We start from the raw sequence: 24,919 nt of genomic DNA on the forward strand, positions 1-24,919 counted from the left end.
GCGTCGTGCGCCGCGCGTCAGCCGACCGGACGCGCCCCGGGCGTGCCGCATTTGGCGAACTTGCCGTTGGCGGTCTTGCAGCGTGTCGCCTTGGCGGGCGGGCATTTGACGAACTTGCCGGTCTTCGGGTCCTTGCACGGCGCGGCGGCGACCGGCGGGGCGGCAAGCGTCAGCGCGGCGGCAACGGCGAGCAAACGAAGCATCGGACATCCTCCAGCCCGACGATCGGGCATGACCGAGGTTAAGCCCTTCTTTGTGTGAGGGAAAGAGGAAGGGCTTGTCCGTTCAACAGTTTAGCGGCGATATGTTGGTGAAGAACACAAGGAGGGGCTGGATGCGACGGATATTGTGGGCGGGCGTGGCGGCGGTGCTGGCCAACGGAGTGGCACAGGCCGAACCGGCGAAGCTCGATGCGAAGACCGCGGTCTATGAATTGCGCACCTATTACCCGGCACCCGGCAAGGCGGCGGCGCTGAACGCGCGCTTCCGCGAACATACGCTGGGGCTGTTCGCCAAGCACGGCATGACGAATGTCGCGTACTGGAACGAGATCGCCACCGACGCCGCGCCCGAGGGGCGGGTCGTGTATGTGCTCGCTTATCCCAGCCGCGCGGCGCGCGATGAAGACTGGGCGGCGTTCGGGAAGGATCCCGAGTGGCAGAAGGTCGTCGCCGCCTCCGAGGCGGCGGGCAAATTGGTGACGAAGGTCGACAGCGTGTTCATGGCCGCCACGGACTACTCGCCGCGTATTCTGCCGAAATAACCTTGTTCGTCATTGCGAGCGTAGCGAAGCAATCCAGTGCCGGATCAGGCCGCCCTGGATTGCTTCGCTACGCTCGCAATGACGATTACGCCGCGCCGCCCGGCTTGAGCAGGTCGAGCACCGCGGCGGTCATCGCGGTCGCGCCGGTGGCGACCACCGCCTGCGGATCGACCTTGAACAACGGCGAATGGTGCGAGGGGATCGGCGGCCCACCCTTCGCGGCGGCATCGAACGCCGCCTGCTGCGTGCCGCCGACCGCGAAATAATAGCCCTTGATGCCGTATTTCGGCTCGATAAAGGCGGCGAAATCCTCCGCGCCCATCCCCTTTTGCTGGAAGGGGATCACCTTGTCCGCCCCCAGCGTGGTCGCCATCACCGCGTTGAGCCGGCGCGCGAGCGCGGCGTCGTTGACCGTTGTCGGCGTGCCCTCGATGACCGTCACGACCGGCATCTTGTCCGCCGGCATCCCGTTCAGCTCGCCGATGCCGCGCGCGACGCGCCGGATCCCGGCGAGCAATTGCGCGCGCGTCGCCTCGTCGTTGGCGCGCACCGTCACCTGTAATTTCGCCTGATCCGAGATGATGTTGTGCTTCAGCCCGGCGTGGAAGCTGCCGACGGTGATGACCGCCGGGCGCAGCGGCTGGCGCTCGCGGCTGACCAGCCCCTGCAACGCGATGACCAGCTGGCTGGCCATATAGACCGGGTCCTTGCCCGCCTGCGGGCTCGCGCCATGCGCGCCGATGCCGGGGACGACGATGTCGACGCTGTCCGACGAGCTGTACTGGATGTCTTCGGACGCCGAGACGGTGCCCGCCAGCCCTTCGGAATTGGAGTGATAGGCCAAGGCATAATCGGGCTTGGGGAAGCGCGTGTAGAGCCCGTCCTTGACCATCGCCGCCGCGCCACCGACGCGTTCCTCGGCGGGCTGGACGACGAAGACGACCGTCCCGGCCCAGCGATCCTTCATCGCCGCCAGCCGGCGCGCGGTCGCGACCAGCCCGACGATATGCGTATCATGCCCGCAGGCGTGCATCACCGGCGCCTCGACCCCGTCGATGCCGGCCTGCCGGACAATGCTGGCGTTGGCGAGCCCGGACTTCTCCTCGACCGGCAAGCCGTCCATGTCGGCGCGGACCAGCACGACCGGGCCGTTGCCGTTCTTCAGCACGCCGACCACGCCGGTGCCGCCGACCTTCTCGGTGACCTGCACGCCGGGAATTGCGCGCAGCGCCGCCGCCATCTTCGCGGCGGTGCGCTCTTCCTTGAACGACAGTTCGGGGTGGCGGTGGAAGTCGTCCCACATCGTCGCGAGCGATTTGTCGTAATCGGCGCGGATCGCGGCGGCATAATCGGGCTCGGCGGACGCCGGCGGCGCGAACGCACCGAGCGCGGCGGCGGCGAGAAGCAGAGAACGCATGGCAGGACCCCCGTTGTTTTCCGAAGGGTAGGGGCGTCGCAGGTCGACAACAAGCGACCTGTCGGTCCGATCGTCATTGCGAGCGGAGCGAAGCAATCCAGTGTTGGATCAGGACGCCCTGGATTGCCGCGCTACGCTCGCAATGACGGAGGTTACATCCGCAGCGTCGCCGACAGATAGAAGCTGCGGCCGTAAAAGCTGCTCTCCTGCCAGATCGACGGATTGTTGTTGTAATAGGCCTCTTCGCGGCTGTTGTTGAGGTTGATGACCCCCGCGGCGAAGCTGAGATAATCGGTCGGAGTGAAGCCCGCCGACAGGTCGAACTGCGTCCGCGCGCGCACCGTATGGCCCTCGGTCGCGAAGAAGCTGTCCGCGCCATTCTGCTCGTAGGAGCTGCGGTAATTGGCCGACAGCCGCAGGCTGAACAGCCGGTCCTCCCAGTAAGGCGTGATGTTCGCGGTGTTCTTCGACAAGTTGCGCACCGTGAAGCCGGTGCCGATCGCCACCTTGGTCGGGATCACGCGCGTATAGTTGGCGAGCAACCCGAAGCCGTCGACCGGCAACCAGCGGTCGAACGACTGGTTCCAGCTGACCTCGACGCCGCGGATGCGGATCGTGCTGGGGTCGTTCGAGGTCTGGGTGATGTTATAGATGTTGCCCGCGGCGTCGACGCAGTCGCCGTTGGTCGCGCCGCTGCTGGCGCGGGACAGCGCGGTGCCGTTGAAGGCCGACGGGCAGACCAGCGACGAGAAGGTGCCGTTCTTCACCCATTTGTAGAAGCCGTTGATCGACAGCGCGCTGGCCGGGCCGTAATACCATTCGACACCCAAATCGAGCTGATCGGCGGTCAGCGGCTTGAGCCCCGACTGGCCGAGATCGACCGTCAGCGTGCGCGTGCCGACCGGGAAGGTGTTGGCGGTCGACGAGGTGGTCTGCGCCAGCGAACTGCGCGAATCGAGGATCGGGCGCACCAGCACCTTGGCGGCGGCGAAGCGCACCTGCAGCGTGCGCGTCGGCTCCAGCACGAGGTTCAGGCTCGGCAGGACGTTGTCATATTCCTGCGTCTCGACATATTCGCCGATCTTCTGCGTAACGTCGGTGTAGCTGCCGGTGCGCGGCTGGGTGATGTTGCCGTTCACGACCTGCTTGGTATGTTCGTAGCGCACGCCGAGATTGCCGCGCAGCGTTGCGCCGAACACCATGCTGTCGAGCGACGCCATCGCATAGACGGCGGGGATGTAGCGATCGACGGTATAGCTGCCCTCCGGCGCGGGCAGGTCGGGCACCGCGATCCCGGCGTTGGCGAGCGCCTGACGATAGCCGGCGGTATCGGGCGCGATCCACGCATTGGGCAGGTTGCCGTTGCCGTCGAGGAACCCGCCGACGCCATAGCTGGCCGCCGACAGCGCGGGGAACAACGTGCTGGTCGGCCCCGGACGGTTGGCGATCGACCCGAGATCGTGGCGGCCGACATCGCGCACGAAGCTTTCGTGGCGGAACTTGGTGCCGGCCGCGAATTGCGAGATCGGGCCAAGCGTCACGTCCTTGGTGACGTCGACCTGCGTCGAAACTTCCTTGCCGGTGGTGCGACGGGTCGCGCCGTTCGGGAACTCGTTCCGCACCAGCGTCGCCTGATTGTAGAGCGCCGGATCGGACAGGTTCGCCGCGACGGTGTACTTCGGCTTGCGCGGGTCGGTGATGTCGAGCGTCGCCGACGGGATGGTAACGCCGAGGATCGCGGCATCCTCGCGCGAATAGGCGTAGCCGCGCGTGAAATTGCCGACCGCGCGGACGGCAAGCCCGTCCTCGTCCTTCCACTTCATCGCCAGCGTATAGCCCTGGCTCGACAGCTTGCGGCTTTCCTCCTGTCGGTTGTTCTCCAGCGTGAAGTTGGTCGCGGTCGTCACCTTCGACGCGCCGTCGCTGATGCTGCCGGCGGTCAGCCGCGCGGTGTTGAACAGGAACACCTGCTGGTTGACGTCGTACTTGGTGTCGTCGCGCGCATAGATCGCGGTCGCGTCGATCTCGAGCCGGTCGGTTGGTCGCCATTGCACGCCGCCGCTCCCCGTCAGCTGCTCGATCGAGCGGTCGATGCGGCGATAGCGCGGGCGGCGCGGGACGGCGATGACGGCGCCGTTGATCGTCTGCGTCGCCCAGCGATCCTGGAACAGATAGTCGGCGCGATCCTCGAGCTTCTGATAGCCGAGGTTGACGTACACGCCGACGCGACCGTCCGCGAACTGGTCGACATAGCTGGCGCCGAACTTGGGCGTGATCGTCTTGCCGGCATATTCGCTGTTCTGCGCCTTGGCGGACAGCACGATCTTGCGGTTCTTGTAATCGAGCGGCTGGACGGTCTGGATGTTGATCGTCCCCGAAAGCCCGCCGCTGTCCATGTCGGGGGTCGGCGACTTCAGCACCTGCACGGCGTTGGCCAGTTCGGTCTGGATGATGTCGTAGCGGAAGCCGTCGGTGAAGTCGGCGCTCTTGAAGGTCTGGCCGTTGATCGTGGTCAGCGCATATTGCGGGCCGAGCCCGCGAATGCTGATCGTCGCGCCGCGGCCGTTGATGTTCTGCATCTGCACGCCGGAGATGCGCTGGATCGATTCGGTGATGTTCTGGCTCGGGAACTTGCCGAGATCCTCCGCCGAGATGCCGTCGCTGACGCGCGTGTCGCGGCGCTTGGCATCGAGCGCGGTGGCGATCGAGGCGCGGAACCCGGTGACGACGACCTCGCCCGCTTCCTCGGCGGCGTCAGCGGCGGCGATCGGCTCGCTGGTCGCCGGGGTGGGGGTAACCGGCGCGTTGGGATCGATCGGAACGGTCTGCGCCAGCGCGGCGGGCGCCATGAACCACAATACCGGCCCCGCGGTGCCGAGCAGCATCGTCTTCACCGCACGCGCCACGCGCGCCGGTTCGCGAACAACAACAGCCATTTTCCCTACCCCCGATAGATCAAGCATGTGACGCCGGCCGGTTTGTCCGGTCGCGGGTCCTGCTCCTCCTGCGCCGCTACGGTGCTTTGGTAAGACCGGTCTGTCAATTGGTTTTACAGCGGTAGCATTTTGCCCTGACCAAAGCGAACCATGCATTTAATGGAACTTACTAATCCAAAGCAGGTTACTGTTATCGGACGGGCAGGGTGACCCCGCTCCCCTTATTTCCGAAGGAACGAGCATGAACAAGCACGAGCTGCACGGTGGTGCACGCTATGTCGGTGGCAAGGTCGAGAAAACGGTCGGCGACGTCGCCGAGCGGCGTGACTGGCAGAGCGACGGCGTGCTGAACCAGATCGCGGGTGGGGCCGAGAATCTGCTCGGTCGCGCGCAGTCGGTCGCGAGCGACGTCGCCGAGATGGCGCCGGGCGTGATCGACGAGGCGCGTGAGCGGATCGGCGACGCGGTCGACCACGCCGGGGCCGCAGCGCGGCACGGCACGCAGGTCGCCGGCGCGACGGTCCGCGAGCACCGCGCGACCTCGCTGGCGCTGGTCGCGGCGCTGGGTGGTGTCGCGCTCGGCTGGCTGCTGTTCGCGCGGCGCGACTGACGGGGAGCGGCGGCGGTCGTCCCGGTCGCCGCGCTATCGAGACAAGAGTAACAGGAGTGCGTATGGCAACGAACTATTCGGCAGGCAGAATGCCGCTGGACGAGCAGGTAATCGCGCGCGCCGGACGGCGCGTGTCATGGGGTGCCATTTTCGCGGGCGTGGTGATCGCCGTGGCGGTGCAGTTGCTGCTCGGTATCCTCGGCACCGGTATCGGGCTGTCGATGGTCGATCCGGTCGAAGGCACGACGCCGGGGGCGACGGGGTTCGGGATCGGTGCGGGCATCTATTGGCTGATCACGACCGTGATCGCGCTGGGCGCGGGCGGCTATGCCGCTGCGCGGCTGTCGGGTGTGACCGAGAAGTTCGATGCGCTGTCGCACGGGCTGGTCGTGTGGGGCGTCACGCTGATCCTGACGCTGTATCTGCTGACCTCGGCGGTCGGCGGGCTGATCGGCGGCGCGTTCCGCACCGTCGGATCGGTCGCAGGCGCGGCGGGCGCCACGGTTGGTGCGGTCGCACCGCGGGCGGCACAGGTCGCCGGCATCGATGCGCGTGACGTGCGCCAGGAGGCCTCGGCCTATCTGTCGGACGCGCCGAACGATCCGGCCCAGATGACCGCGGAGCAGGCGCAGACCGAAATTGCGCGGCAGCTCCCGGCGCTCGCGCACGGCGGTGCCGCCGGCCAGCGCGCCGAGAACCGCATCGTCGACGTGGTCGCCGCACAGCGGAAGATCAGCCGCGAGCAGGCGCAGGCGCAGGTGACGCGCGCCAAGGCGCAGTTCGTCGAAACCAAGAACGACGCGGTCGCGACCGCCAAATCGGCGACCGATGCCGCCGCGGGGGCAGCGGCCGGCACCTCGTTCATCCTCGTGCTCGCGCTGCTCGCCGGTGCCGGTGCGGCCGCCTTTGGCGCGACGACGGCCACCCGCCGCCGCCTGCGCTGAGTGCCCGCGGCGGGCCTGCGTATCCGGCCCGCCGCACCCGTTTCGTGAAAGGAGACGAACATGACTCGCACGATCGCTCTCGCCGCCGCGACCTTCGCGATGCTGGCGCTGTCGGCCTGCAACACCGTTCACGGCGCCGGCAAGGATCTGAGCTCCGCCGGAAAGACCGTGACGAAGGCCTCGGGTGAGAAATAGGCCGCTCATGAAGCGCGCCGCTTAGCGTTGGGCGCGCTTCCGATCGCCCTGTCACGACCCGCTGCGACGTTCGTCGCGGCGGGCCGTTCGACGTCGGATTACCTTCCCAGCGACGCCGCCGCGCGGGCGCGCGCCTCGATCTCGGGCAGCGTGCCTTCGGTCACCCAGCTGCCGCCGACGCACAGCACCGGGCCGATCGCCAGCCAGTCGGGCGCGCTGGCCTCGGTGATGCCGCCGGTCGGGCAGAATTTGCACTGGTAGAAAGGCGCGGCGAGCGCCTTGAGCGCTTTCACCCCGCCGCTGGTCTCGGCCGGGAAGAACTTGAAATGCCCGAGGCCCAGATCGAGCCCGCGCATGATGTCACCCGCGGTCGCGACACCCGGCAGCCATGGAATGTCCGCTTCGAGGATCGCCGCGCCGGTCTTGGTCGACAGGCCGGGGGAGACGATGAACTCGGCACCCGCCTCCTTGACCTGCGCGACCTGCTCGGTCGACACGACGGTGCCCGCGCCGACGATCGCGCCGGGAACCTGCTTCATCTCGCGGATCGCGTCGAGCGCGGCGGGGGTGCGCAAGGTCACCTCCAGCACCTTCAGCCCGCCCGCGACCAGCGCCTCGGCGAGCGGACGCGCCTGCGCGGCGTCGTGGATGACCAGCACCGGGATCACCGGGCTGGTGCGCATAACGGTTTCGATCTGGCTCACGATTGATGCTCCTGCGCGAAGGCGGCCGCGGCCCCGAACAGGCCCGGCTGCGGATGGGTGATGAGCTTGACCGGGATCGCCGACATCAGCGACTGGAACCGGCCCTTGGCGACGAAGCGCTGGTCGAACCCCGAGCGCAGCAACTTGTCCTTGATCCGCAGGCCCAAACCGCCGGCGATCACGACGCCCTTCGCGCCATGCGCCAGCGCGAGGTCGCCCGCGACCGCGCCCAACGCGAGGCAGAAGCGATCGAGCGCGGCGAGCGCGATCGAGTCGGTGCCGTCCAGCGCCTCGCTCCAGATCGCCTTGTCGTCCTTGTGGATATAGGCGCGGCCCTCCAGCTCGGCGAGCGTCTCGTAGATCGCGACGATCCCCGGCCCGGCGACGATCCGCTCGACCGACACGCGCGTGTAGGTCTTTCGCAGCCGCTTGAGCAGCGCGTCCTCGATCCCGTCGAGCGGGGCGTAATCGGTGTGCCCGCCTTCGGTGGGCAGCACGCGGTACCGGCCGTCCTGCTTATAGACCTGTGCGACGCCCAGCCCGGTGCCGGGGCCGCACACCGTCGTCACCCCATCGGTCGGCAGCGGGGTGTCGGGGCCGCACAGATGCTCGAAGTCGGCATGGGGCAGCTGACCGACCGCATGGCCGATCGCGCCGAAATCGTTGATGATCGTCCAGGTCGCCGCGCCGAGCCGCTCGGGGATCAGCGACGGGCGGATCACCCATGGATTGTTGGTGAGGCGGATCACGTCGCCGGTGATCGGCGAGGCGACCGCGATCGCCGCCGCGTCGGGCAGGGTTCCGCCCATCCGCTCGCGAAACGCCTCATAGGCGGTCTGAAGACTGGCGTGCTCGGCGGTCTTGAGCGTGGTCGGCTCGCCCAGCGAGACGACGTGCCCGCCCTCGACCTCCGCAATGGCGAAGCGCGCGTGCGTGCCCCCGATATCGACCGCTACGACCTGCATATACTTACTCCCTCTCCCCGTGGGGAGAGGGCTGGGGTGAGGGGTCGCCTCAGGCGACACCGCTCGTGGCAGACCCTCTCCCAACCCTCTCCCCACGGGGGAGAGGGCTTAAACATCAAAGCCCCGCGCCGGCCAGCACCGCGCTCGCGCCCTTCTCGGCCTCATCCGCCAAGCCGCGGAACATGCCGAACAATTCGCGGCCCATGCCGCTGGCCGGGGCTGGCGTTGGCGCCTGTTCGCGCGCCGCCCATTCGTCGGCGGGCACCAGCGCCTCCAGCGTCCCGGCTTCGGCATCGACGCGGATCAGGTCGCCGTCGCGGATCAGCCCGATCGCACCGCCGCGTCCGTTCAGACCGGGCAGCGCCTCGGGCGAACAATGGATCGCGCACGGCACCTTGCCGCTCGCGCCCGACATCCGCCCGTCGGTGACCAGCGCGACCTTGAACCCGCGGTTCTGGAGCACGCCGAGCGGCGGGGTGAGCTTGTGCAGTTCGGGCATCCCATTGGCGCGCGGCCCCTGGAAGCGGACGACGACGACGACGTCCTGCTCCAGTTGGCCGTTCTTGAACGCCTCGAGCACCTCCAGCTGGTCGGCGAAGACGCGCGCCGGCGCCTCGACGATCCAGCGGTCGCGCTCGACCGCCGAGACCTTGATGCACGCGCGCCCGATATTGCCCTGCAGGATGCGCATCCCGCCATCGGGCGAGAAGGGCGCGTCGGCCGGACGCAGGATCGTCTCGTCGCGGCTCTCGCCGGCCGGTGTCCAGGTCAGCGCGTCGCCGTCCAATGTCGGCGCGGCGGCATAGGCGGTCAGGTCGTCGCCCGCGACCGTCATGATGTCGCGGTGCAGATAGCCGCCCGCCAGCAACTCCTTGATGACATAGGGCATCCCGCCCGCCGCCTCGAAGCCGTTCACGTCCGCCGAGCCGTTCGGATAGACGCGCGCGATCAGCGGCACCGCCGCCGACAGCCGGTCGAAATCCTCCCAGTCGATCACGATCCCCGCCGCGCGCGCGATCGCGGGGAGGTGGAGCAAATGGTTGGTCGACCCGCCGGTCGCCAGCAGGCCGACCGCGGCATTGACCACCGCCTTCTCGTCGACGCACGCACCGAGCGGGCGGTAATCGTCGCCCTGCGCGCCGATCTTCGCGAGCCGGTGGACCGCGGCGCGGGTCAGCTCCTGCCGCAGCTTGGTGCCCGGATTGACGAACGCCGCGCCCGGCATGTGGAGGCCCATCACCTCCATCATCATCTGGTTGGTATTGGCGGTGCCGTAGAAGGTGCAGGTGCCCTGCGTATGGTAGGCGGCGATCTCCGCCTCCAGCAGCTCCTCGCGCCCGCAATCGCCGGTTGCGAAGCGCTCGCGCACCGCCGCCTTAGCCTTGTTGGGCAGGCCCGAGGGCATCGGCCCGCCGGGGATCAGGATCATCGGCAGATGGCCGAAGCGCAGCGCGCCCATCAGCAGCCCGGGCACGATCTTGTCGCAGATGCCGAGCAGCGCCGCGCCCTCGAACGTGCCGTGGCTCAGCGCCACCGCCGTCGACAGCGCGATCGTGTCGCGGCTGAACAGCGACAGCTCCATCCCGGCATAGCCCTGGGTCACGCCGTCGCACATCGCGGGCACGCCGCCCGCGACCTGCGCGGTCGCTCCGACCTCGCGCGCCCAGACCTTCATCTGCTCGGGATAGCGATAGTAGACCGCATGCGCGGAGAGCATGTCGTTGTACGCGGTCACCAGCCCGATGTTCATCGCCTGATGCTGCGTCTTCATCGCCTCGCGGTCTTCGGGCGTGCCGGCATAGGCATGGGCGAGATTGGCGCAGCCGAGCCGCGGGCGGCCGATCCAGCCCTGCCGCTCGCGTTCGATCAGCGAGAGATACGCCTGCCGCGTCGGGCGGCTACGTGCGATGATCCGGTCGGTGACGGCGCTGACGGCGGGGTTCATGATGGTCGGTCCTCGTCAAGCCGGGGGCGTCCCGGCGCCTGCGACCCCGCGGGGCCGTAGGGGTAAGCCTTTGCGTCACCACGCCCTTCGGAACAAGGGCGCGGCGACGACCGGCATACGTATTCGCGGGTTTACGCGGCCCAGTGGATGTCGACGGGCAGCTCGGCGTCGGCCAGCACGCGCCCGATCGGATAGGGCGACCCCGCACCTTCCTTGATCGCATCCTCGATCACCTTGCGCTTGGCGTCGCCGGTGACCGCGATCATCAGCGCGCGCGCGGTGACGATGCCCTGCCGGGTAAGCGACACGCGCGCGACCGGCGCCTCGGGCGGCAGCGGATCGGGCATCACCCCGATCGCGCGGCGCTCCTTCGGCCCGTTGAGCGCCTCGTCATAGTCCGGGCCGGGGAAGATCGACGCGGTATGCCCGTCGCCGCCGACGCCGAGCAGGCACAGGTCGAGCGGCCAGTGCAGGTCCTGCATCAGCGCGTCGGCCGAGCGCCCCGCCGCCTTGTAATCGTCGGTCGCCTTGGGGACGATCGGCATCACGCGCGCGCCCTTGGGAATGAAGATCTTGCCCAGCGCGGTGACGTTCGACAGCGCGTCGCCCAGCGGCACGATCCGCTCGTCGCCGGGGATGATCGTCACGCGCTTCCAGTCGAGCTTGGCCTTGGCCAGCTTCTCATAGGCGGGCAGGGGGGTCTTGCCGCCCGCCAGCGCGATCACCGCCGAGCCGCGCGCGTCGATCGCGCTTTCGATGACGAACTGGATGTCGCCCGCGACCGCATCGGCCAGCTCGGCGGCGTCGTCATATTCCCACCATTCGATTTCGGTCATCATCTACCTCGTCGCCCCTGCGGAGGCAGGGGCCTATGTCTGTATCCTCATGCCACTCCGCCCGGAGGCGAAAGACATGGGCCCCTGCCTGCGCAGGGGCGACGTGAATCAGGTCAATCGTCCTGCCACGTCACGTTGTCGCGCTCGGTCAGCGCGATCGCGCCGGCCGGGCCCCAGGTGCCCGCGGCATAATGTTTGGGCTTGGTCTGGTTCGCGGCCCAGCCGGCCCGGATCGCGTCGATCCAGCGCCACTGCGCCTCCACCTCGTCGCGGCGAACGAACAACGTCTGGTCGCCCTCAATCAGGTCGAGCAGCAGCCGCTCATAGGCGATGCGGCGGCGCTTGCCCGCAAAGGTGGCGTCGAGGCTGAGGTTCAGCGGCACCTCGCGCAGCCGCACGCCTTCGCGATCCAGCCCCGGCTCCTTGGTCATGACGAGCAGCTGGACATATTCTTCGGGCTGGAGCCGGATGACCAGCTTGTTGGGCTGGAGCAGCCCGCCGCGCCCCGAGAACATCGAGTGCGGGACAGGCTTGAACTGGATCGCGATCTCGCTGCGGCGCTTGGCCATGCGCTTGCCGGTGCGCAGGTAGAAGGGCACGCCCTGCCAGCGCCAATTGTCGATATGCGCCTTGATCGCGACGAACGTCTCGACGTCGCTGTCGTAGCCGAGCTCCTCGTCATAGCCGCGCACGACCTTGCCGCCGACCGCGCCCTCTTCATACTGGCCGGTGACGGTGTTCTGCTGCACTTCCTCGGGCGCAATCTTGCGCATCGAGCGGAAGACCTTGGCCTTTTCGTCGCGGATCGCGGTGCCGTCGTACAGCGCCGGCGGCTCCATCGCGATCAGCGCGACCAGCTGCAGCATATGGTTGGCGACCATGTCGCGCAACGCGCCCGCGCCCTCGTAATAGCCGGCGCGATCCTCCAGCCCGACCGTCTCGGCGATCGTGATCTGGACGTTGTCGATGCCCTGCGCGTTCCAGATCGGCTCGAACATCGAATTGCCGAAGCGCAGCGTCAGGATGTTCTGCACCGTCTCCTTGCCGAGATAGTGGTCGATGCGGAAGATGCGGTCCTCGGGGAAGACCGAGGCGACGGTGTCGTTGATCTCGCGGCTCGATTCGAGATCGTAGCCGAGCGGCTTCTCCAGCCCGATCCGCACCGTCTCGCCGGCCAGCCCGACGCTCTGCAAACCCTTGACCGCCGGCTCGAACAGCGACGGCGCGGTCGACAGATAGATGGCGAGCCCGCCCGAGACGTCGCCGATCTTGTCGGCCAGCGCCTGATAGGTGGAGGCGTCCGAGAGATCGACCGGCTGGAAGAAGATCCGGTCGAGGAACGACGACAGCGCGCTCTCGTCCTTGCGATCGGCGGGCAGGAACTCGTCGAGCGCCTTGCGCGTCACCGCGCGGAAATCGTCGTCGGACAGGTCGCCGCGCGCCGAGCCGGTGATCGTCAGCCCCTCGGGCAGCAGTCCGTCGGCGTGCAGGCCGTACAGCGACGGCAACAGCATCCGCTTGGCGAGATCGCCCGTCGCACCGAACAACAGCAGCTTGCCGACCGGGTTGCGCTCCAACTCGCGTCTCCTTCTTACAGCGTCAGGCCGGCCACGGGATCGAGCCCGGCCATGATGTTCAGATTCTGCACCGCCGCGCCCGCCGCGCCCTTGCCGAGATTGTCGAGCGTGGCGATCAGCAGTGCCTGCCCGGTCGCCTCGTTGCCGGTGACGCGCAGCGTCATGCGATCGGTGTTGGCGTCGTCCTCGATCCGCACCATCGTCGTCGCCTCGTGCGCGAAGCGGACGACGCGGTTGCCGTCATAGGCGCTCGCCAGCACCTCGGCGACGTCGGTCAGCGTCGCGCGACGCGACAGCTGCGCCAGATGCAGTGGCACCTCGACCACCATCCCGCGATAGGCGCGCGCCACCGCCGGCTGGAAGATCGGCGCATGGGTCAGCCCGGCGTGGCGGCGCATCTCGGGCGCGTGCTTGTGGTTCAGCCCCAAAGCATAGGGGCGGAAGGCGGTGCTGGTCTCGCCGCCCTCGAACTCGGCGATCATCGCCTTGCCGCCGCCCGAATAGCCCGAGGTGGCGTTGACGCTGAGCAGCGCATCGGATCCGAGCAGCCCGGCGCGGACCAGCGGGCGGACGAGCGCGAGGAAGCCGGTCGGATAGCAGCCCGGATTGCTGACGAAGCGTGCGCCCGCGATCCGCTCGGCCTGGTCGGGCTCCAGCTCGGCGAAGCCATAGGTCCAGCGGTCGGCGACGCGGTGCGCGGTCGAAGCGTCGACGGTGCGCGTGCGATCGTTGGCGATCATCGCCACCGCCTCGCGCGCGGCATCGTCGGGCAGGCACAATACCACGTAATCGGCGTCGTTGATCGCCTCGCGCCGCGCCGCCTCGTCCTTGCGGCGTGCCTCGTCGAGCGTGATGAGCGTGATGTCGCGCCGCGATTCGAGCCGCTCGCGGATCTCGAGCCCGGTGGTGCCGACCGCCCCGTCGATGAAGACCTTGACCGTCATTGCGGCTGCACCACGTCGGCGTCGAGATAGCCGACCGTCCCATTGTCCACGGCAATTCCCCAGGCGACCCCGCCGGTCAGGTCGAGCAGATCGAACGGCGCGCCCGCCGGCAGCGTGGCGAGCGGTGCGGCGGCGCGGTCGCGGGCCTCACGCAACACCGCTTCGCGCAGCACGGTACGGCGCAGCGGGGCGGCATAATGAGGCGCGAAGACGCGATCGGCGAGACGGACGTCGGCGATGTCGGGGCGCACGGCATGGGTGCGCGGGTCGAGCACGCGCGACCGGCCGGTGAGCGCGAAACCGTTACGCTCGGGCCGCGTCCCCGGTGCCGTGGGCGCGGACGGCGGCAGGGGCGGCATCCCCTTCGCCGATGAACTGGCCGAACTCTTCAAGAAAATCTGCCCCTTCGGTCGTGCGGGCGACGAAGATGTTGCGCTTGTCGCTGTCGTCGCGTTGCCGGCGCAGATAGCCCAGCGCCCCCAGCCGATTCAAGGCGCGCGTCACGACCGGCTTCGACACGTTCAATATGCGCGCCAATCCGCGCACGGTATGCGGGCCCGGCCGCAGATAGACCACCAGCAAAAGCGCCATCTGGCGATTGGTGAGATCGGGCTCGCCCGAGCGCACGTAATCGACCAGTGCATTCATCCACGAACTCAGTTCGGGTTGAGCCAATGTTGCCACGTCCTCGTCCCGCATCGAAAGAAGGCCGGATCATCCCGGACCTGTCGGCGGATTAACGCCCGCTTTCACGGCTGGTTTCAGCTATGTCACGAATTTGGCACGCTGCTTGTCCGGGCAGGGGCGGGCGGCGCGGTTGATCCCGGCGCGCGGCTCCCCTATGTGGCCGTTGATCCGGGGGCGCCGCAGCGCGGACCGCCGGCTGTTTCTCGCTTCGGAATCGCGCCCAGCCCATGTTCACCTTTCTGATCGTCCTCCAGGCCATTATCGCGGCGGCGCTCGTCACCGTGATCCTGATGCAGCGGTCGGAAGGCGGCGGCCTGACCTCGTCGGGCAGCCCGTCGGGGCTGATGTCGGCGCGCGGTGCGGCCGATTTCCTGACGCGCGCCACCTCGGTGCTGGCCGGGCTGTTCATCCTGATGAGCATCCTGCTGGCGTTCCTCGCGGCGAGCCGCGGCGCGGTGTCGGTCGACACCTCGCTCCAGCGGCGCGCGCCGGCCGCGCAGACGCAGGCCCAGCCGCCGGTCGCGGCGCAGCCGGCGCCGGCGACCGCGGACAATGCCGTCGCCCCGGCGCCGGCCGACAACGGCGTGCCGCTGGCCCGCTGATCGCGACAATATCGTCGTTTCGTCGCGCGCGGGCTTCCCGCGCGCTTGCCCTTTTGCGCATTTGAAGGTTAGGGGTTGCGTCCCATGGCGCGGTACATTTTCATCACCGGCGGCGTGGTCTCCTCGCTCGGCAAGGGTCTCATGGCGGCGAGCCTCGCGGCGCTGCTGCAGGCACGCGGCTATCGCGTCCGCATCCGCAAGTTCGATCCGTATCTCAACGTCGATCCGGGCACGATGAGCCCGTATCAGCACGGCGAGGTCTATGTGACCGACGACGGGGCGGAGACCGATCTCGACCTCGGTCACTACGAGCGCTTCACCGGCGTCTCGGCACGCCAGTCGGACAACGTCACTTCGGGGCGCATCTACAAGACGATCATCGAACGCGAGCGGCGCGGCGACTATCTCGGCGCGACCGTACAGGTGATCCCGCACGTCACCGACGCGATCAAGGCGTTCGCGCGCGCCGAGACCGACGACCTCGACTTCGTGCTGTGCGAGATCGGCGGCACGGTCGGCGACATCGAGTCGCTGCCGTTCATCGAGGCGATCCGCCAGCTCAAGAACGAGGTCGGGCGCGGCAATGCGATCAGCATCCACGTCACCCTGGTGCCGTATATCGCCGCGGCCGGCGAGCTGAAGACCAAGCCGACCCAGCATTCGGTCCGCGAGATCGCCGCGCTCGGCGTGCAGCCCGACGTGATCGTCTGCCGCTGCGAACAGCCGCTGCCCGAATCGGAGCGCGCCAAGATCGCGTTGTTCTGCAACGTCCCCGAAAGCGCGGTCATCCCCGCGCTCGACGCCAAGAGCATCTATGCGGTGCCGCTGCAATATCACGGCGAAGGGCTCGACTCGGAGGTGCTGCGCGCCTTCGGCATCACCCCGTCGTCGGCCCCCGACCTCAGCCGCTGGGAAGAGATCGTCGAGCGGCTGATGCATCCCGAAGGCGAGGTGACGGTCGGCGTCGTCGGCAAGTACGTCGGCCTGCAGGACGCGTACAAGTCGCTCAACGAGGCGCTGGTTCACGGCGGGATCGCCAACCGCGTCAAGGTCAACATCCGCTGGATCGACGCCGAATTGTTCGAGGGCGACGATGACGGCGAGATCGCCGCGCATCTCGAGCCGTGCCACGCGATCCTCGTCCCCGGCGCGTTCGGGTCGCGCGGCGCGGAGGGCAAGATCGCCTCGGTCCGCTTCGCGCGCGAGCACAACGTGCCTTATTTCGGAATCTGCTTCGGGATGCAGATGGCGTGCGTCGAGGGCGCGCGCGATCTCGCCGGGATCACCACGGCGTCGTCGACCGAGTTCGGCCCCACCCCGGAGCCGGTCGTCGGGCTCATCACCGAATGGATGAGCGAGCGCGGGCTGGAGCAGCGCGCGGAGAACGGCGATCTGGGCGGCACGATGCGGCTCGGCGCCTATCCGGCCGCGCTGGCCGGCAACAGCGTCGTCGGCTCGATCTACGGCAGCGACTCGATCAGCGAGCGGCATCGCCACCGTTACGAGGTGAACACCTCGTATCGCGAGGCGCTGGAGAAGGGCGGGCTGGTGTTTTCGGGCATGTCGCCGGACGGCACGCTGCCCGAGATCGTCGAGCGTCCTGACCATCCGTGGTTCGTCGGCGTGCAGTTCCACCCGGAGCTGAAGAGCAAGCCGTTCGAGCCGCACCCGCTGTTCGCCAGCTTCATCGCCGCCGCGGTCAAGCAGAGCCGGCTGGTTTAAAGCCCTTCCCTCATTGCGAGCGTAGCGAAGCAATCCAGGGCCGGATCAGGACGCCCTGGATTGCTTCGCTACGCTCGCAATGACGAACTGCCCACCCCATTGCTTACCGCTTACGTCCACGTTAACCTCTCGTTTACAAAGATAAATGGGAGGGTGACATGATCGGACGGGTGGCGGCGCTGCTGTGCGCGGCGGCGATGACGGTAGCGGTCCCGGCGACGGCGCAGACGAGCGTGCCGCCCTTTTCGTCGCTGACGGTGTTCGGTGACAGCCTCGTCGATGCGGGCAATATCCGCAAGCTCGGCCTCGGCGCCGATCCGGCGCTCGGCTATGTCGACGGGCGCTTCACCAATGGCTATGATTACACCGACCTGCTGAGCCTCGCGATGTACGGTACGCCGACGGTCGCGTCGCTGAACGGCGGCAGCAATTTCGCCTATGGCGGTGCGCGCGCGACGGACACCACGCCGGTGCCCGATGCACTGGAACAAGTGGCGCTCTACAAGGCCGTGATCGACAAGGGCGGGAAGGTCGATCCCAACGGCCTTTATGTGCTGAATTTCGGCGGCAACGACGTGTTCGCGGCGGTGAAGGGTGTCGATGCGGGCGTCACCGATCCCGCCGCCTTCCTGCTGTCCGCGGCGCAGAACTATGCCGAGGCGGTCGAGGCACTCAACAAGCTGGGCGCGCGCAACATCCTGCTGACCGGCTTCCCGGTCGCGACCGAAGGCGCGCCGCTCGCCTATTCGATAAAGGCCGAGATCGCGCTGGGCGACGAACTCGCCAAGCTCAAGCTGGCGGCCGACACCCGTCTGATGCGCTACAGCTATCTCGATTTCTTCGGGCGCGTGCAGGCGAACCCGGCCGCCTTCGGCCTGCCGGCACCGTTGATCCTGCCCGAGGACAAGAAGCCGCTGACCACCTGCCAGGGGGCGGGCGCCCTTCCGGCGTGCACCGGCTATTTCTCGTTCGACGGCACCCACCCGACGGCGGCGATCCACCAGGCGCTGTTCAACGACATCAACAGCAAGTTCGGGTTTGGATTGAGCGCCGTGCCCGAACCCGCGACCTGGGCGATGCTGCTGCTCGGCTTCGCCACGGTGGGCGCGGCACTGCGCCGCGACCGACGGCGGCTGCTCGCCCGGTAACGATCCGCGGCGCCCCGGACATCAACCGGGTCGCCGCGGCAAAAGGAAAGGCGCCCGAGCCTTGCGGCCCGGACGCCCCCACCGGCGCCTCGAAAGGGAGCAAAGAGACGCCGATCCCGGTCAGGCGGCCTGCGCTTCGTCGGCCGCCTTGTTCTCGACGGCGGCCAGCGGCGTGCCGGTCTTGATCGCGATGCTCTTCGGCTTCATCGCCTCGGGCACCTCGCGGACCAGATCGATCACCAGCAGGCCGTCGTTCAGCCGTGCGTCCTCCACGAACACGAAGTCGGCCAGTTCGAACCGTCGTTCAAAACTACGGTTGGCGATGCCGAGGTGGAGGAATTGGTTGTTGTCCGCCTTGTCGTCCTTCTTGCCGGTCACCAGCAACAGATTCTGCTGCGCGACGATCTCGATCTCGTCACGGCTGAACCCGGCAATGGCCAGCGTAATGCGGTAACGGTCGTCCGCCACGCGCTCCAGGTTGAACGGCGGGTAATTTTCCGCGGCACTCCGTGCGTTGGCCTCGATGAGGTCGAACAGCCGATCGAAACCGATCGTGGAGCGGCGATAGGGGGTCAGGTCGAAACGCATCGTCAAATCCTCCAATGAGCTATTTGAAAGCGGCGCCCGCTGTTGCGCGACGCCTGTTTCGTGCGGCCCGGTGTCCGGCACCGCACGCCTGTGAATTTGGGGCCGATGCGAAGCGTTTCAAGGGGTCGACAAACCCCTAGTTTGTTGATGGGATATGCGGGGTGCGGCACAGAGCCGTTTCGAGGATTCAAAAGGGGTAACCGCATGTCCGTCACGCTCGCCTTGCTGCTGGCCGCCCAGGCGACCGCGCAGCAGCCGCCGTCCACGCCGGTCGTCGTCGGGAAGCGCGAGTCGGCCCCGACCACGCCGGGCGATCCCGAGCGGACCGAGGAGCAGGTGCAGCGCAGCTCCGCCGCCGCCGACGTCGTTGTCACCGCGCGGCGGCGTGCCGAATCGGCGCAGAACGTGCCGATCCCGATCTCGGTGGTCGGGGTGAAGGAGCTGGACGCGACCGGTAGCTTCAACGTCCAGCGGCTCCAGCAACTCCAGCCGACGCTGCAATTCTATTCGACCAACCCGCGCAATTCCTCGGTCAACATTCGCGGGCTCGGCGCGCCGCTCGGGCTCACCAACGACGGGATTGAGCAAGGCGTCGGCATCTATATCGATCAGGTCTATCTTAGCCGCGTCGCGGCGGCGACGCTCGACTTCCTCGACGTTCAACAGATCGAAACGCTGCGCGGCCCGCAGGGAACGCTCTACGGCAAGAACACCGTCGCGGGCGCGATCAACATCACCAGCAAGGCGCCGAGCTTCACGTTGCAGGGCCGCGCCGAAGTGTCGGTCGGCAATCTCGACTTCAAGCAGGCCAAGGCGTCGATCTCCGGCCCGCTTACCGATAACGTCGCGATCCGGCTCGGCGTGTCGACCACCAGCCGCCGCGGCACGATCTACAATGTCGCGACCAACGATTACGTCAACGCGCAGGACAATCTCGGGCTGCGCACCGCGATCCTGTGGAAGGCGACCGACGATCTCGATCTGACGCTGTCGGGCGATTACTCGCGCCAGAACCCGGATTGCTGCGCGCAGATCTTCGTGCGTCTCGGTCAGACGCAGCGTCCGCTCAACCGCCAGTTCGACCAGCTTGCCGCCGCGCAGGGCTATGAGCCGCCGAGCCGCAATCCGTTCGACCGGCTGACCGATCTCGACGCGAAGCTCAGCGCGCGCAACCAGCTTGGCGGGCTGTCGCTGCGCGGCGAGCAGCGGCTGGGCGAGGGGACGCTGACCTCGATCACCGCCTATCGTTTCTGGGACTGGTTGCCCGCCAACGATCGCGACTTCACCGGGCTGCCGATCACGACGCTGTCGCAGAACCCGACCCGGCAGGATCAATATACGCAGGAATTCCGCTACGCCGGCAAGGCCGAGCATTTCGATTACGTGCTGGGGCTGTTCGGATTCTACCAGACGATCCACACCACCGGCACGCAGCGGCAGGGGCCGGCGGCGAGCCGCTGGCTCATCAACCCGTCGAGCGCCCTGTCGCGCGACCCGTCGGTGCTCGACGGCCTGACCGCCGCCAACGACATCCGCCTCAAGAACTTCTCGGGCGCGATCTTCGGCAAGCTTAACTGGAACCTGACCGATGCCTTCACGCTGTCGCCGGGCGTGCGGCTCAACTACGACGACAAGACCGGCAGCTACATCAGCGTGGTGCGCGACGGGCAGGGCAATCTCGTCCCCGCGACCGGCGGCAACGCGCGGCAGGCGGCGCAGCGCGACGCGATCCAGCCGCAGGAATTCCGCGATCAGAAATTCCGTGAATGGAACGTCTCGTATGACCTGACCGCCTCGTACAAGCCGTCGCGCGACGTGCTGCTGTACGGTACCTATGCGCACAGCTTCAAATCGGGCGGGCTCAACCTCAACGGCGTGCCGGTGGTCGGCGGCGTGGTGCAGACACAACTGGCGCAGGTCGCGCCGGAGAAGGTCGACCATTTCGAGATTGGTGCGAAGTCGCAATTCTGGGATCGCAAGGTCACGTTCAACGTCACCGGCTTCTGGACCGAGATCAGCGACTATCAGGCGGTCGTCAACAACAGCTCGACCTCGACGCTGCGCGGCTATCTCGCCAATGCCGGCAAGGTGCGCGTGCGGGGCGTCGAGGCTGACTTCTCGGTGCGGCCGAGCGACCGCTTCAACCTCTACACAAACGGCGCGTTCACCGACCACAAATATGTCGACTTCAAGAATGCCCCGTGCCCGCCCGAGCTGTCGGGCGGCGGCAGCGGCGCCACGATCGGCGCGCCGGGGCAGCCGGGCACCAACAGTCCGGTCGCGTGCGACATTTCCGGTCAGTGGCTGCCGGGCATCTCGAAGTTCGCCTTCTCCTATGGCGGCGAATATAATCTGCCCGGTATCGTGCTCGGCGAGTCGGGCGAGGCCTATGTGGGCGTCGATGCCAATTCGCGGACCAAATTCTCGTCCAATGCCTCGCGGTCGATCTATACCGACGTCAACGGCTATACACTGGTGAATGCGCGGCTCGGCTTCCGTACCGACAGCGGCGTCAACGTGTTCGGCTGGGTGCGCAACCTGTTCGATACCGAATATTACGAGGTGCTGGTGACGACGCCGGGGAATACCGGGCTGATCGCGGGCAATGTCGGCGACCTGCGGACGTACGGCTTGACGGTCGGGTTCGGGTTCTGACGCTTCACACCGTCGTCCCGGATCAAGTGCGCGATGACGGAGGAACGGCGCAATCACAATAACCCCGGCGAAGGCGAGGCTCAGTGCGAAGTCTGTGCCGGATGCTCGGTCGCGCAGCCAGACGCCGACGGCGAAGCCGCCGGCATGACGTCGGACGGGATCGGCCGGGGCCGACCCGCCGGCCGGTTCGGTCGCCGCTTCGCGACGCCCGGTGCTGGCACCGGGCTGCGACCGAACGGCAAACGCCCGGGCCGTTATCCACGACCCGGGCGCCTGCGTGACGATCGCTCGTCAGCCCCCTATCCAGCCCTTCGCCCGCACGCCTTTCCCGAAGGATCAGCGGGGCTTGATGGCGTTCCCCGAACCACGGCCTTTTGCCTGTGTGCCAGTGCCCGCAGGTATGCGGCGGCCCTTGTTCGCTGTCGATACAAATGAACGGCAGCAGAACCGATTGCGGCGACTATGTGACGATTCCGCAACAGCCCCCATTGCGCATCGCCGGGTGGCTCCCTATCGCAGCCGGCATGTTGCTGTCCGGCTATGAGAGCATGATCGCGCGGCGCTATCTGCTGCCGGGCAAGGGTGAACGGTTCATCGTGCTGGTGGCGGGTTTCTCGCTCGGCGCGGTGATGCTGGGGGTCGCCGCGCTGGTGATCGTGATGAGCGTCATGAACGGCTTCCGCGCCGAGCTGTTCGACAAGATTGTCGGGCTCAACGGCCATGCGGTGGTGCAGGGCTACAACAACAAGCTCGACAATTGGCGGCGCGTCGTCGAACTCGCCAAGGCGACGCCGGGCGTGACCACCGCGGTGCCGATGATCGAGCAGCCGCTGTTCGCCACCTACAACGGCCGTGCCGAGGCGATCCTGCTGCGCGGGATGCGCCCCGAGGACATCCGCACCAACGCCACGATCCGCACCAAGATCGTCGCCGGCAGCCTCGCGACGCTGACCCCGAACAGCGGCAATGTCGCGATCGGCGCGCGGCTCGCCGAGCAGCTCGGCGCGACGATCGGCTCGCAGATCACGGTCATCAGCCCGCTCGGCCGCTCGACCCCGTTCGGTACGGTGCCGCGCAGCGTCATCTATACGGTCGGCGCGGTCTTCGAGGTCGGCGTCTACGATTATGACAAGGCCTATGTCATCATGCCGTTGCAGGACGCGCAGACCTTGCTGCTGACCGGCGACACGGTCGGCATGATCGAGCTGCAGACCGTCAATGCCGACAAGGTCGGCGAGATCCTCGCCCCGCTCGCCAGGCAGGTGCAGCCCTATGGCGTGGTCAGCGACTGGCGCCGGCTCAATTCGGAGCTGTTCGACGCGCTCGCGGTCGAGCGGGTCGCGATGTTCGTGGTGCTGTGCATCATCATCCTCGTCGCCGCGTTCAACATCGCCAGCTCGCTCATCATGCTGGTGCGCGCCAAGACCCGCGACATCGCGATCCTGCGCACGATGGGCGCGAGCCGCGGCGCGATGCTGCGGATCTTCATGACGGTCGGCACGACGATCGGGGTGCTGGGCACCTTCGCCGGCCTGCTGCTCGGCGCGCTGTTCCTGTTCTTCCGCCAGTCGGTGGTCAATTTCGTGCAGCTGGTGACCGGGCAAAATCTTTGGGACCCCTCGATCCGCTATCTCACCGAGCTGCCGTCGAAGGTCGATCCGGTCGAGGTGACCGCGATCGTCATCATCACGTTGCTGATGACGTTCCTCGCGACCGTCTATCCGGCGCTCAAGGCCGCCAATACCGATCCGGTCGAGGTGTTGCGCTATGAGTGATGCGGTTCTCCAAACCACCGGACTCGCGCGCAGCTTCACGCAGGGCGAGACGACGATCCACGTCCTGCGCGGCGTCGATCTCGCGGTGCGCCCCGGCGAGATCGTCGCGCTGCTCGGGCCATCGGGGTCGGGCAAGTCGACGCTGCTGCAGGCGGTGGGGTTGCTCGAAGGCGGCTTCTCGGGCTCGATCCGCATCGCGGGGACCGAGGCGGCCAGGCTCGATGCCGCCGGGCGCACCGCGCTGCGCCGCGACCGGCTGGGGTTCGTCTACCAGTTCCACCATCTGTTGCCCGACTTCAACGCGATCGAGAATGTCGTCCTGCCGCAACTGATCCATGGGGCGGAGCGTGCGCCTGCCGAGGAGCGCGCGGCGGCACTGCTCACCGCGCTCGGCGTCGGGCACCGGCTGACGCACCGTCCCTCGGCGCTGTCGGGAGGCGAGCAGCAGCGCGTCGCGGTCGCGCGCGCGCTCGCCAACCGCCCGGCGCTGGTGCTCGCCGACGAGCCGACCGGCAACCTCGACGAGGCCACCGCCGACCGCGTGCTGGCTGAGTTCCTGCGGCTGGTGCGCGGGGAGGGGTCCGCGGCGCTGGTCGCGACGCATAACGAACGGCTGGCGGCGCGAATGGACCGCGTCGTCCGGCTTCACGAAGGGCAGTTGGAGATTGCTGGATGAGTGCCGATGCGTGGCGGACCGTGCCGACCCTGGTCGGACGACACGTGACGCTGCGTCCGCTGGACCGCGCCGACCGCGCCGATCTGCTGTCGGCGTTCAGCGGGTTGACGCAGGTCTTCGCGACCGCCGTCCCCGGTCCGGCGACGATCGATAGCTGGTTCGATACGCTGGAGGCGCAGCGGGATGCGGGGCGCGTGCTGCCCTTCACCCTGCTCGATGCCGACGGGCAGGTCGCCGGCACCACGCGGCTTTTGCGGATGAGCCCGGGCCATCACCGTGCCGAGATCGGCGGCACGCTCTACGCGCGTCGCGTGCAGCGCACCGCGCTCAGCACCGAGATGAAGCGGCTGTTGCTCGGGCATTCGTTCGACCGGCTCGGCTGTCAGTGTGCGCAATTGCGCGCCAACTGGCGCAATCCCACCTCACGTCTGGTGATCGAGCGGCTCGGCGTGCGGAAGGATGCCGTGCTGCGCTGGCATTCGGTCAGTGGAAACGGCGAGGTGCACGACACGGTGGTCTATTCGATCCCCGCGGAGGATTGGCCGGAGATCCGGCGCAACCTCGACTACCTGCTGGAGCATCCGCTATGACGGCGATCACCGATCTGACGGTGACGGGCGCCGACGGCGCGCCGGTCCCGCTCGCGCAGTTTCGCGGACAGGTGCTGCTGATCGTCAACACCGCGTCCAAATGCGGGTTCACGCCGCAATATGAAGGGCTGGAGGCGCTTCAGCGCCGCTACGCCGAGCGCGGCTTTGCGGTGCTCGGCTTCCCCTGCAACCAGTTCGGCGCACAGGAGCCGGGTGATGCGGCGGAGATCGCGAATTTCTGTTCGTTGACCTATGACGTGACTTTCCCGATGTTCGCGAAGATCGACGTCAACGGCGCGCACGCCGATCCGCTGTTCGAGCGGCTGAAGGCGGAGGCGCCCGGCGTACTCGGGACCAAGGCGGTGAAGTGGAACTTCACCAAATTCCTGATCGACCGCGACGGCAAGGTCGTCCGCCGCTACGCGCCCACGACGAAGCCCGAGGAGATCACCGCCGACATCGAGGCGCTGCTCTAGCCGATGTTCGGCGATCGCGTGGTGCTCGGCTGCATGTTCGCGCTGATCCTCGCGCTCCTCGCCCTGCTGCTGGTCGCGATGGCGCTGGTGCACGTCGCGGCGCGTTAAACGGATCATCATCGCGAGCGTGGCGGAGCAATCCAGAGCGCCCTGATCCGACGCTG

Annotated in this window: 24 protein-coding genes; 12 read left to right on the forward strand and 12 right to left on the reverse strand. The window is 67.6% G+C overall.

What is annotated here, in order from left to right:
• Window positions 1-17: 17 nt before the first annotated feature.
• A complete protein-coding gene (locus FHS97_RS04005; protein ID WP_184033405.1) occupies window positions 18-203 on the reverse strand; it encodes a hypothetical protein in 186 nt (61 codons plus the stop codon).
• A gap of 131 nt (window positions 204-334) precedes the next feature.
• Here FHS97_RS04005 and FHS97_RS04010 point away from each other — a divergent pair, with 131 nt between their 5' ends.
• Entirely contained in the window at window positions 335-763 is a 429-nt protein-coding gene (locus tag FHS97_RS04010; protein WP_184033406.1) for an NIPSNAP family protein, read from the forward strand.
• Window positions 764-848: 85 nt separating this feature from the next.
• Here the strand turns inward: FHS97_RS04010 and FHS97_RS04015 are convergent, their stop codons facing one another.
• A complete protein-coding gene (locus tag FHS97_RS04015) occupies window positions 849-2,180 on the reverse strand; it encodes an amidohydrolase (protein WP_184033407.1) in 1,332 nt (443 codons plus the stop codon).
• Window positions 2,181-2,332: 152 nt separating this feature from the next.
• Window positions 2,333-5,116 carry a TonB-dependent receptor gene (locus FHS97_RS04020; RefSeq protein ID WP_246346430.1) on the reverse strand — a complete coding sequence of 928 codons (2,784 nt, stop codon included), beginning with the start codon at window positions 5,114-5,116 and terminating at the stop codon, window positions 2,333-2,335.
• Window positions 5,117-5,357: 241 nt separating this feature from the next.
• Here FHS97_RS04020 and FHS97_RS04025 point away from each other — a divergent pair, with 241 nt between their 5' ends.
• From FHS97_RS04025 to FHS97_RS04035, 3 genes are all read left to right on the forward strand, one after another.
• Window positions 5,358-5,726: a CsbD family protein gene (locus FHS97_RS04025; RefSeq protein WP_184033408.1), complete on the forward strand. Its 369-nt coding sequence runs from the start codon at window positions 5,358-5,360 to the stop codon at window positions 5,724-5,726.
• 62 nt (window positions 5,727-5,788) lie between these two features.
• Entirely contained in the window at window positions 5,789-6,670 is an 882-nt protein-coding gene (locus FHS97_RS04030; protein WP_184033409.1) for a hypothetical protein, read from the forward strand.
• A gap of 60 nt (window positions 6,671-6,730) precedes the next feature.
• Window positions 6,731-6,865 (forward strand): entericidin A/B family lipoprotein, encoded by a 135-nt coding sequence (locus FHS97_RS04035; protein WP_184033410.1) that lies wholly within the window; start codon window positions 6,731-6,733, stop codon window positions 6,863-6,865.
• A 98-nt stretch (window positions 6,866-6,963) separates the two neighbouring features.
• Here the strand turns inward: FHS97_RS04035 and eda are convergent, their stop codons facing one another.
• The 8 genes from eda to FHS97_RS04075 form a co-directional block, all read right to left on the reverse strand.
• A complete protein-coding gene (eda, locus tag FHS97_RS04040) occupies window positions 6,964-7,548 on the reverse strand; it encodes a bifunctional 4-hydroxy-2-oxoglutarate aldolase/2-dehydro-3-deoxy-phosphogluconate aldolase (RefSeq protein WP_221233136.1) in 585 nt (194 codons plus the stop codon).
• Between the two features lie 17 nt (window positions 7,549-7,565).
• On the reverse strand, window positions 7,566-8,534 hold the full coding sequence (gene glk / locus FHS97_RS04045; protein ID WP_184033416.1) for a glucokinase: 969 nt from the start codon (window positions 8,532-8,534) through the stop codon (window positions 7,566-7,568).
• A gap of 115 nt (window positions 8,535-8,649) precedes the next feature.
• Entirely contained in the window at window positions 8,650-10,479 is a 1,830-nt protein-coding gene (edd, locus tag FHS97_RS04050; protein ID WP_184033419.1) for a phosphogluconate dehydratase, read from the reverse strand.
• Between the two features lie 131 nt (window positions 10,480-10,610).
• Window positions 10,611-11,318 (reverse strand): 6-phosphogluconolactonase, encoded by a 708-nt coding sequence (pgl, locus tag FHS97_RS04055; RefSeq protein WP_376699660.1) that lies wholly within the window; start codon window positions 11,316-11,318, stop codon window positions 10,611-10,613.
• A 110-nt stretch (window positions 11,319-11,428) separates the two neighbouring features.
• Window positions 11,429-12,892 carry a glucose-6-phosphate dehydrogenase gene (gene zwf, locus FHS97_RS04060; protein ID WP_184033425.1) on the reverse strand — a complete coding sequence of 488 codons (1,464 nt, stop codon included), beginning with the start codon at window positions 12,890-12,892 and terminating at the stop codon, window positions 11,429-11,431.
• Between the two features lie 14 nt (window positions 12,893-12,906).
• Entirely contained in the window at window positions 12,907-13,836 is a 930-nt protein-coding gene (argC, locus tag FHS97_RS04065) for an N-acetyl-gamma-glutamyl-phosphate reductase (RefSeq protein ID WP_184033428.1), read from the reverse strand.
• Complete coding sequence (locus tag FHS97_RS04070; RefSeq protein ID WP_246346431.1) at window positions 13,833-14,195, reverse strand: SH3 domain-containing protein; 363 nt, start codon at window positions 14,193-14,195, stop codon at window positions 13,833-13,835. Before FHS97_RS04070 ends, argC begins: the two co-directional genes overlap by 4 nt.
• Complete coding sequence (locus FHS97_RS04075) at window positions 14,140-14,484, reverse strand: MarR family transcriptional regulator (RefSeq protein WP_184033431.1); 345 nt, start codon at window positions 14,482-14,484, stop codon at window positions 14,140-14,142. The genes FHS97_RS04070 and FHS97_RS04075 overlap by 56 nt, the downstream gene beginning before the upstream one ends.
• A gap of 266 nt (window positions 14,485-14,750) precedes the next feature.
• On the opposite strand from FHS97_RS04075, the gene secG reads away from it, so the two are divergent.
• The 3 genes from secG (at window position 14,751) to FHS97_RS17395 (ending at window position 17,995) form a co-directional block, all read left to right on the forward strand.
• Complete coding sequence (gene secG / locus FHS97_RS04080) at window positions 14,751-15,125, forward strand: preprotein translocase subunit SecG (RefSeq protein WP_184033434.1); 375 nt, start codon at window positions 14,751-14,753, stop codon at window positions 15,123-15,125.
• Window positions 15,126-15,209: 84 nt separating this feature from the next.
• Window positions 15,210-16,847, forward strand: a complete 1,638-nt coding sequence (gene pyrG, locus FHS97_RS04085; RefSeq protein WP_184033436.1) for a CTP synthase — start codon at window positions 15,210-15,212, stop codon at window positions 16,845-16,847.
• 158 nt (window positions 16,848-17,005) lie between these two features.
• Complete coding sequence (locus FHS97_RS17395) at window positions 17,006-17,995, forward strand: SGNH/GDSL hydrolase family protein (protein ID WP_184034089.1); 990 nt, start codon at window positions 17,006-17,008, stop codon at window positions 17,993-17,995.
• Between the two features lie 120 nt (window positions 17,996-18,115).
• Here FHS97_RS17395 and FHS97_RS04095 read toward each other — a convergent pair whose 3' ends face one another.
• A complete protein-coding gene (locus FHS97_RS04095) occupies window positions 18,116-18,583 on the reverse strand; it encodes an Hsp20 family protein (RefSeq protein WP_184034091.1) in 468 nt (155 codons plus the stop codon).
• A 204-nt stretch (window positions 18,584-18,787) separates the two neighbouring features.
• On the opposite strand from FHS97_RS04095, the gene FHS97_RS04100 reads away from it, so the two are divergent.
• The 5 genes from FHS97_RS04100 to FHS97_RS04120 all read left to right on the forward strand — a co-directional run bounded on the left by FHS97_RS04100 (window position 18,788) and on the right by FHS97_RS04120 (window position 24,755).
• Window positions 18,788-21,238, forward strand: coding sequence for a TonB-dependent receptor (locus FHS97_RS04100; RefSeq protein WP_184033438.1), 2,451 nt, complete (start codon window positions 18,788-18,790; stop codon window positions 21,236-21,238).
• Between the two features lie 524 nt (window positions 21,239-21,762).
• Window positions 21,763-23,013 (forward strand): lipoprotein-releasing ABC transporter permease subunit, encoded by a 1,251-nt coding sequence (locus FHS97_RS04105; RefSeq protein WP_184033440.1) that lies wholly within the window; start codon window positions 21,763-21,765, stop codon window positions 23,011-23,013.
• A complete protein-coding gene (locus FHS97_RS04110) occupies window positions 23,006-23,689 on the forward strand; it encodes an ABC transporter ATP-binding protein (RefSeq protein WP_184033442.1) in 684 nt (227 codons plus the stop codon). Before FHS97_RS04105 ends, FHS97_RS04110 begins: the two co-directional genes overlap by 8 nt.
• Window positions 23,686-24,279: a GNAT family N-acetyltransferase gene (locus FHS97_RS04115; protein WP_184033444.1), complete on the forward strand. Its 594-nt coding sequence runs from the start codon at window positions 23,686-23,688 to the stop codon at window positions 24,277-24,279. The genes FHS97_RS04110 and FHS97_RS04115 overlap by 4 nt, the downstream gene beginning before the upstream one ends.
• Window positions 24,276-24,755 carry a glutathione peroxidase gene (locus tag FHS97_RS04120; RefSeq protein ID WP_184033446.1) on the forward strand — a complete coding sequence of 160 codons (480 nt, stop codon included), beginning with the start codon at window positions 24,276-24,278 and terminating at the stop codon, window positions 24,753-24,755. The genes FHS97_RS04115 and FHS97_RS04120 overlap by 4 nt, the downstream gene beginning before the upstream one ends.
• Window positions 24,756-24,919: the final 164 nt, after the last annotated feature.

Origin of the sequence: Sphingomonas endophytica (assembly GCF_014199415.1) — a bacterium.
Taxonomy (GTDB): domain Bacteria; phylum Pseudomonadota; class Alphaproteobacteria; order Sphingomonadales; family Sphingomonadaceae; genus Sphingomonas; species Sphingomonas endophytica.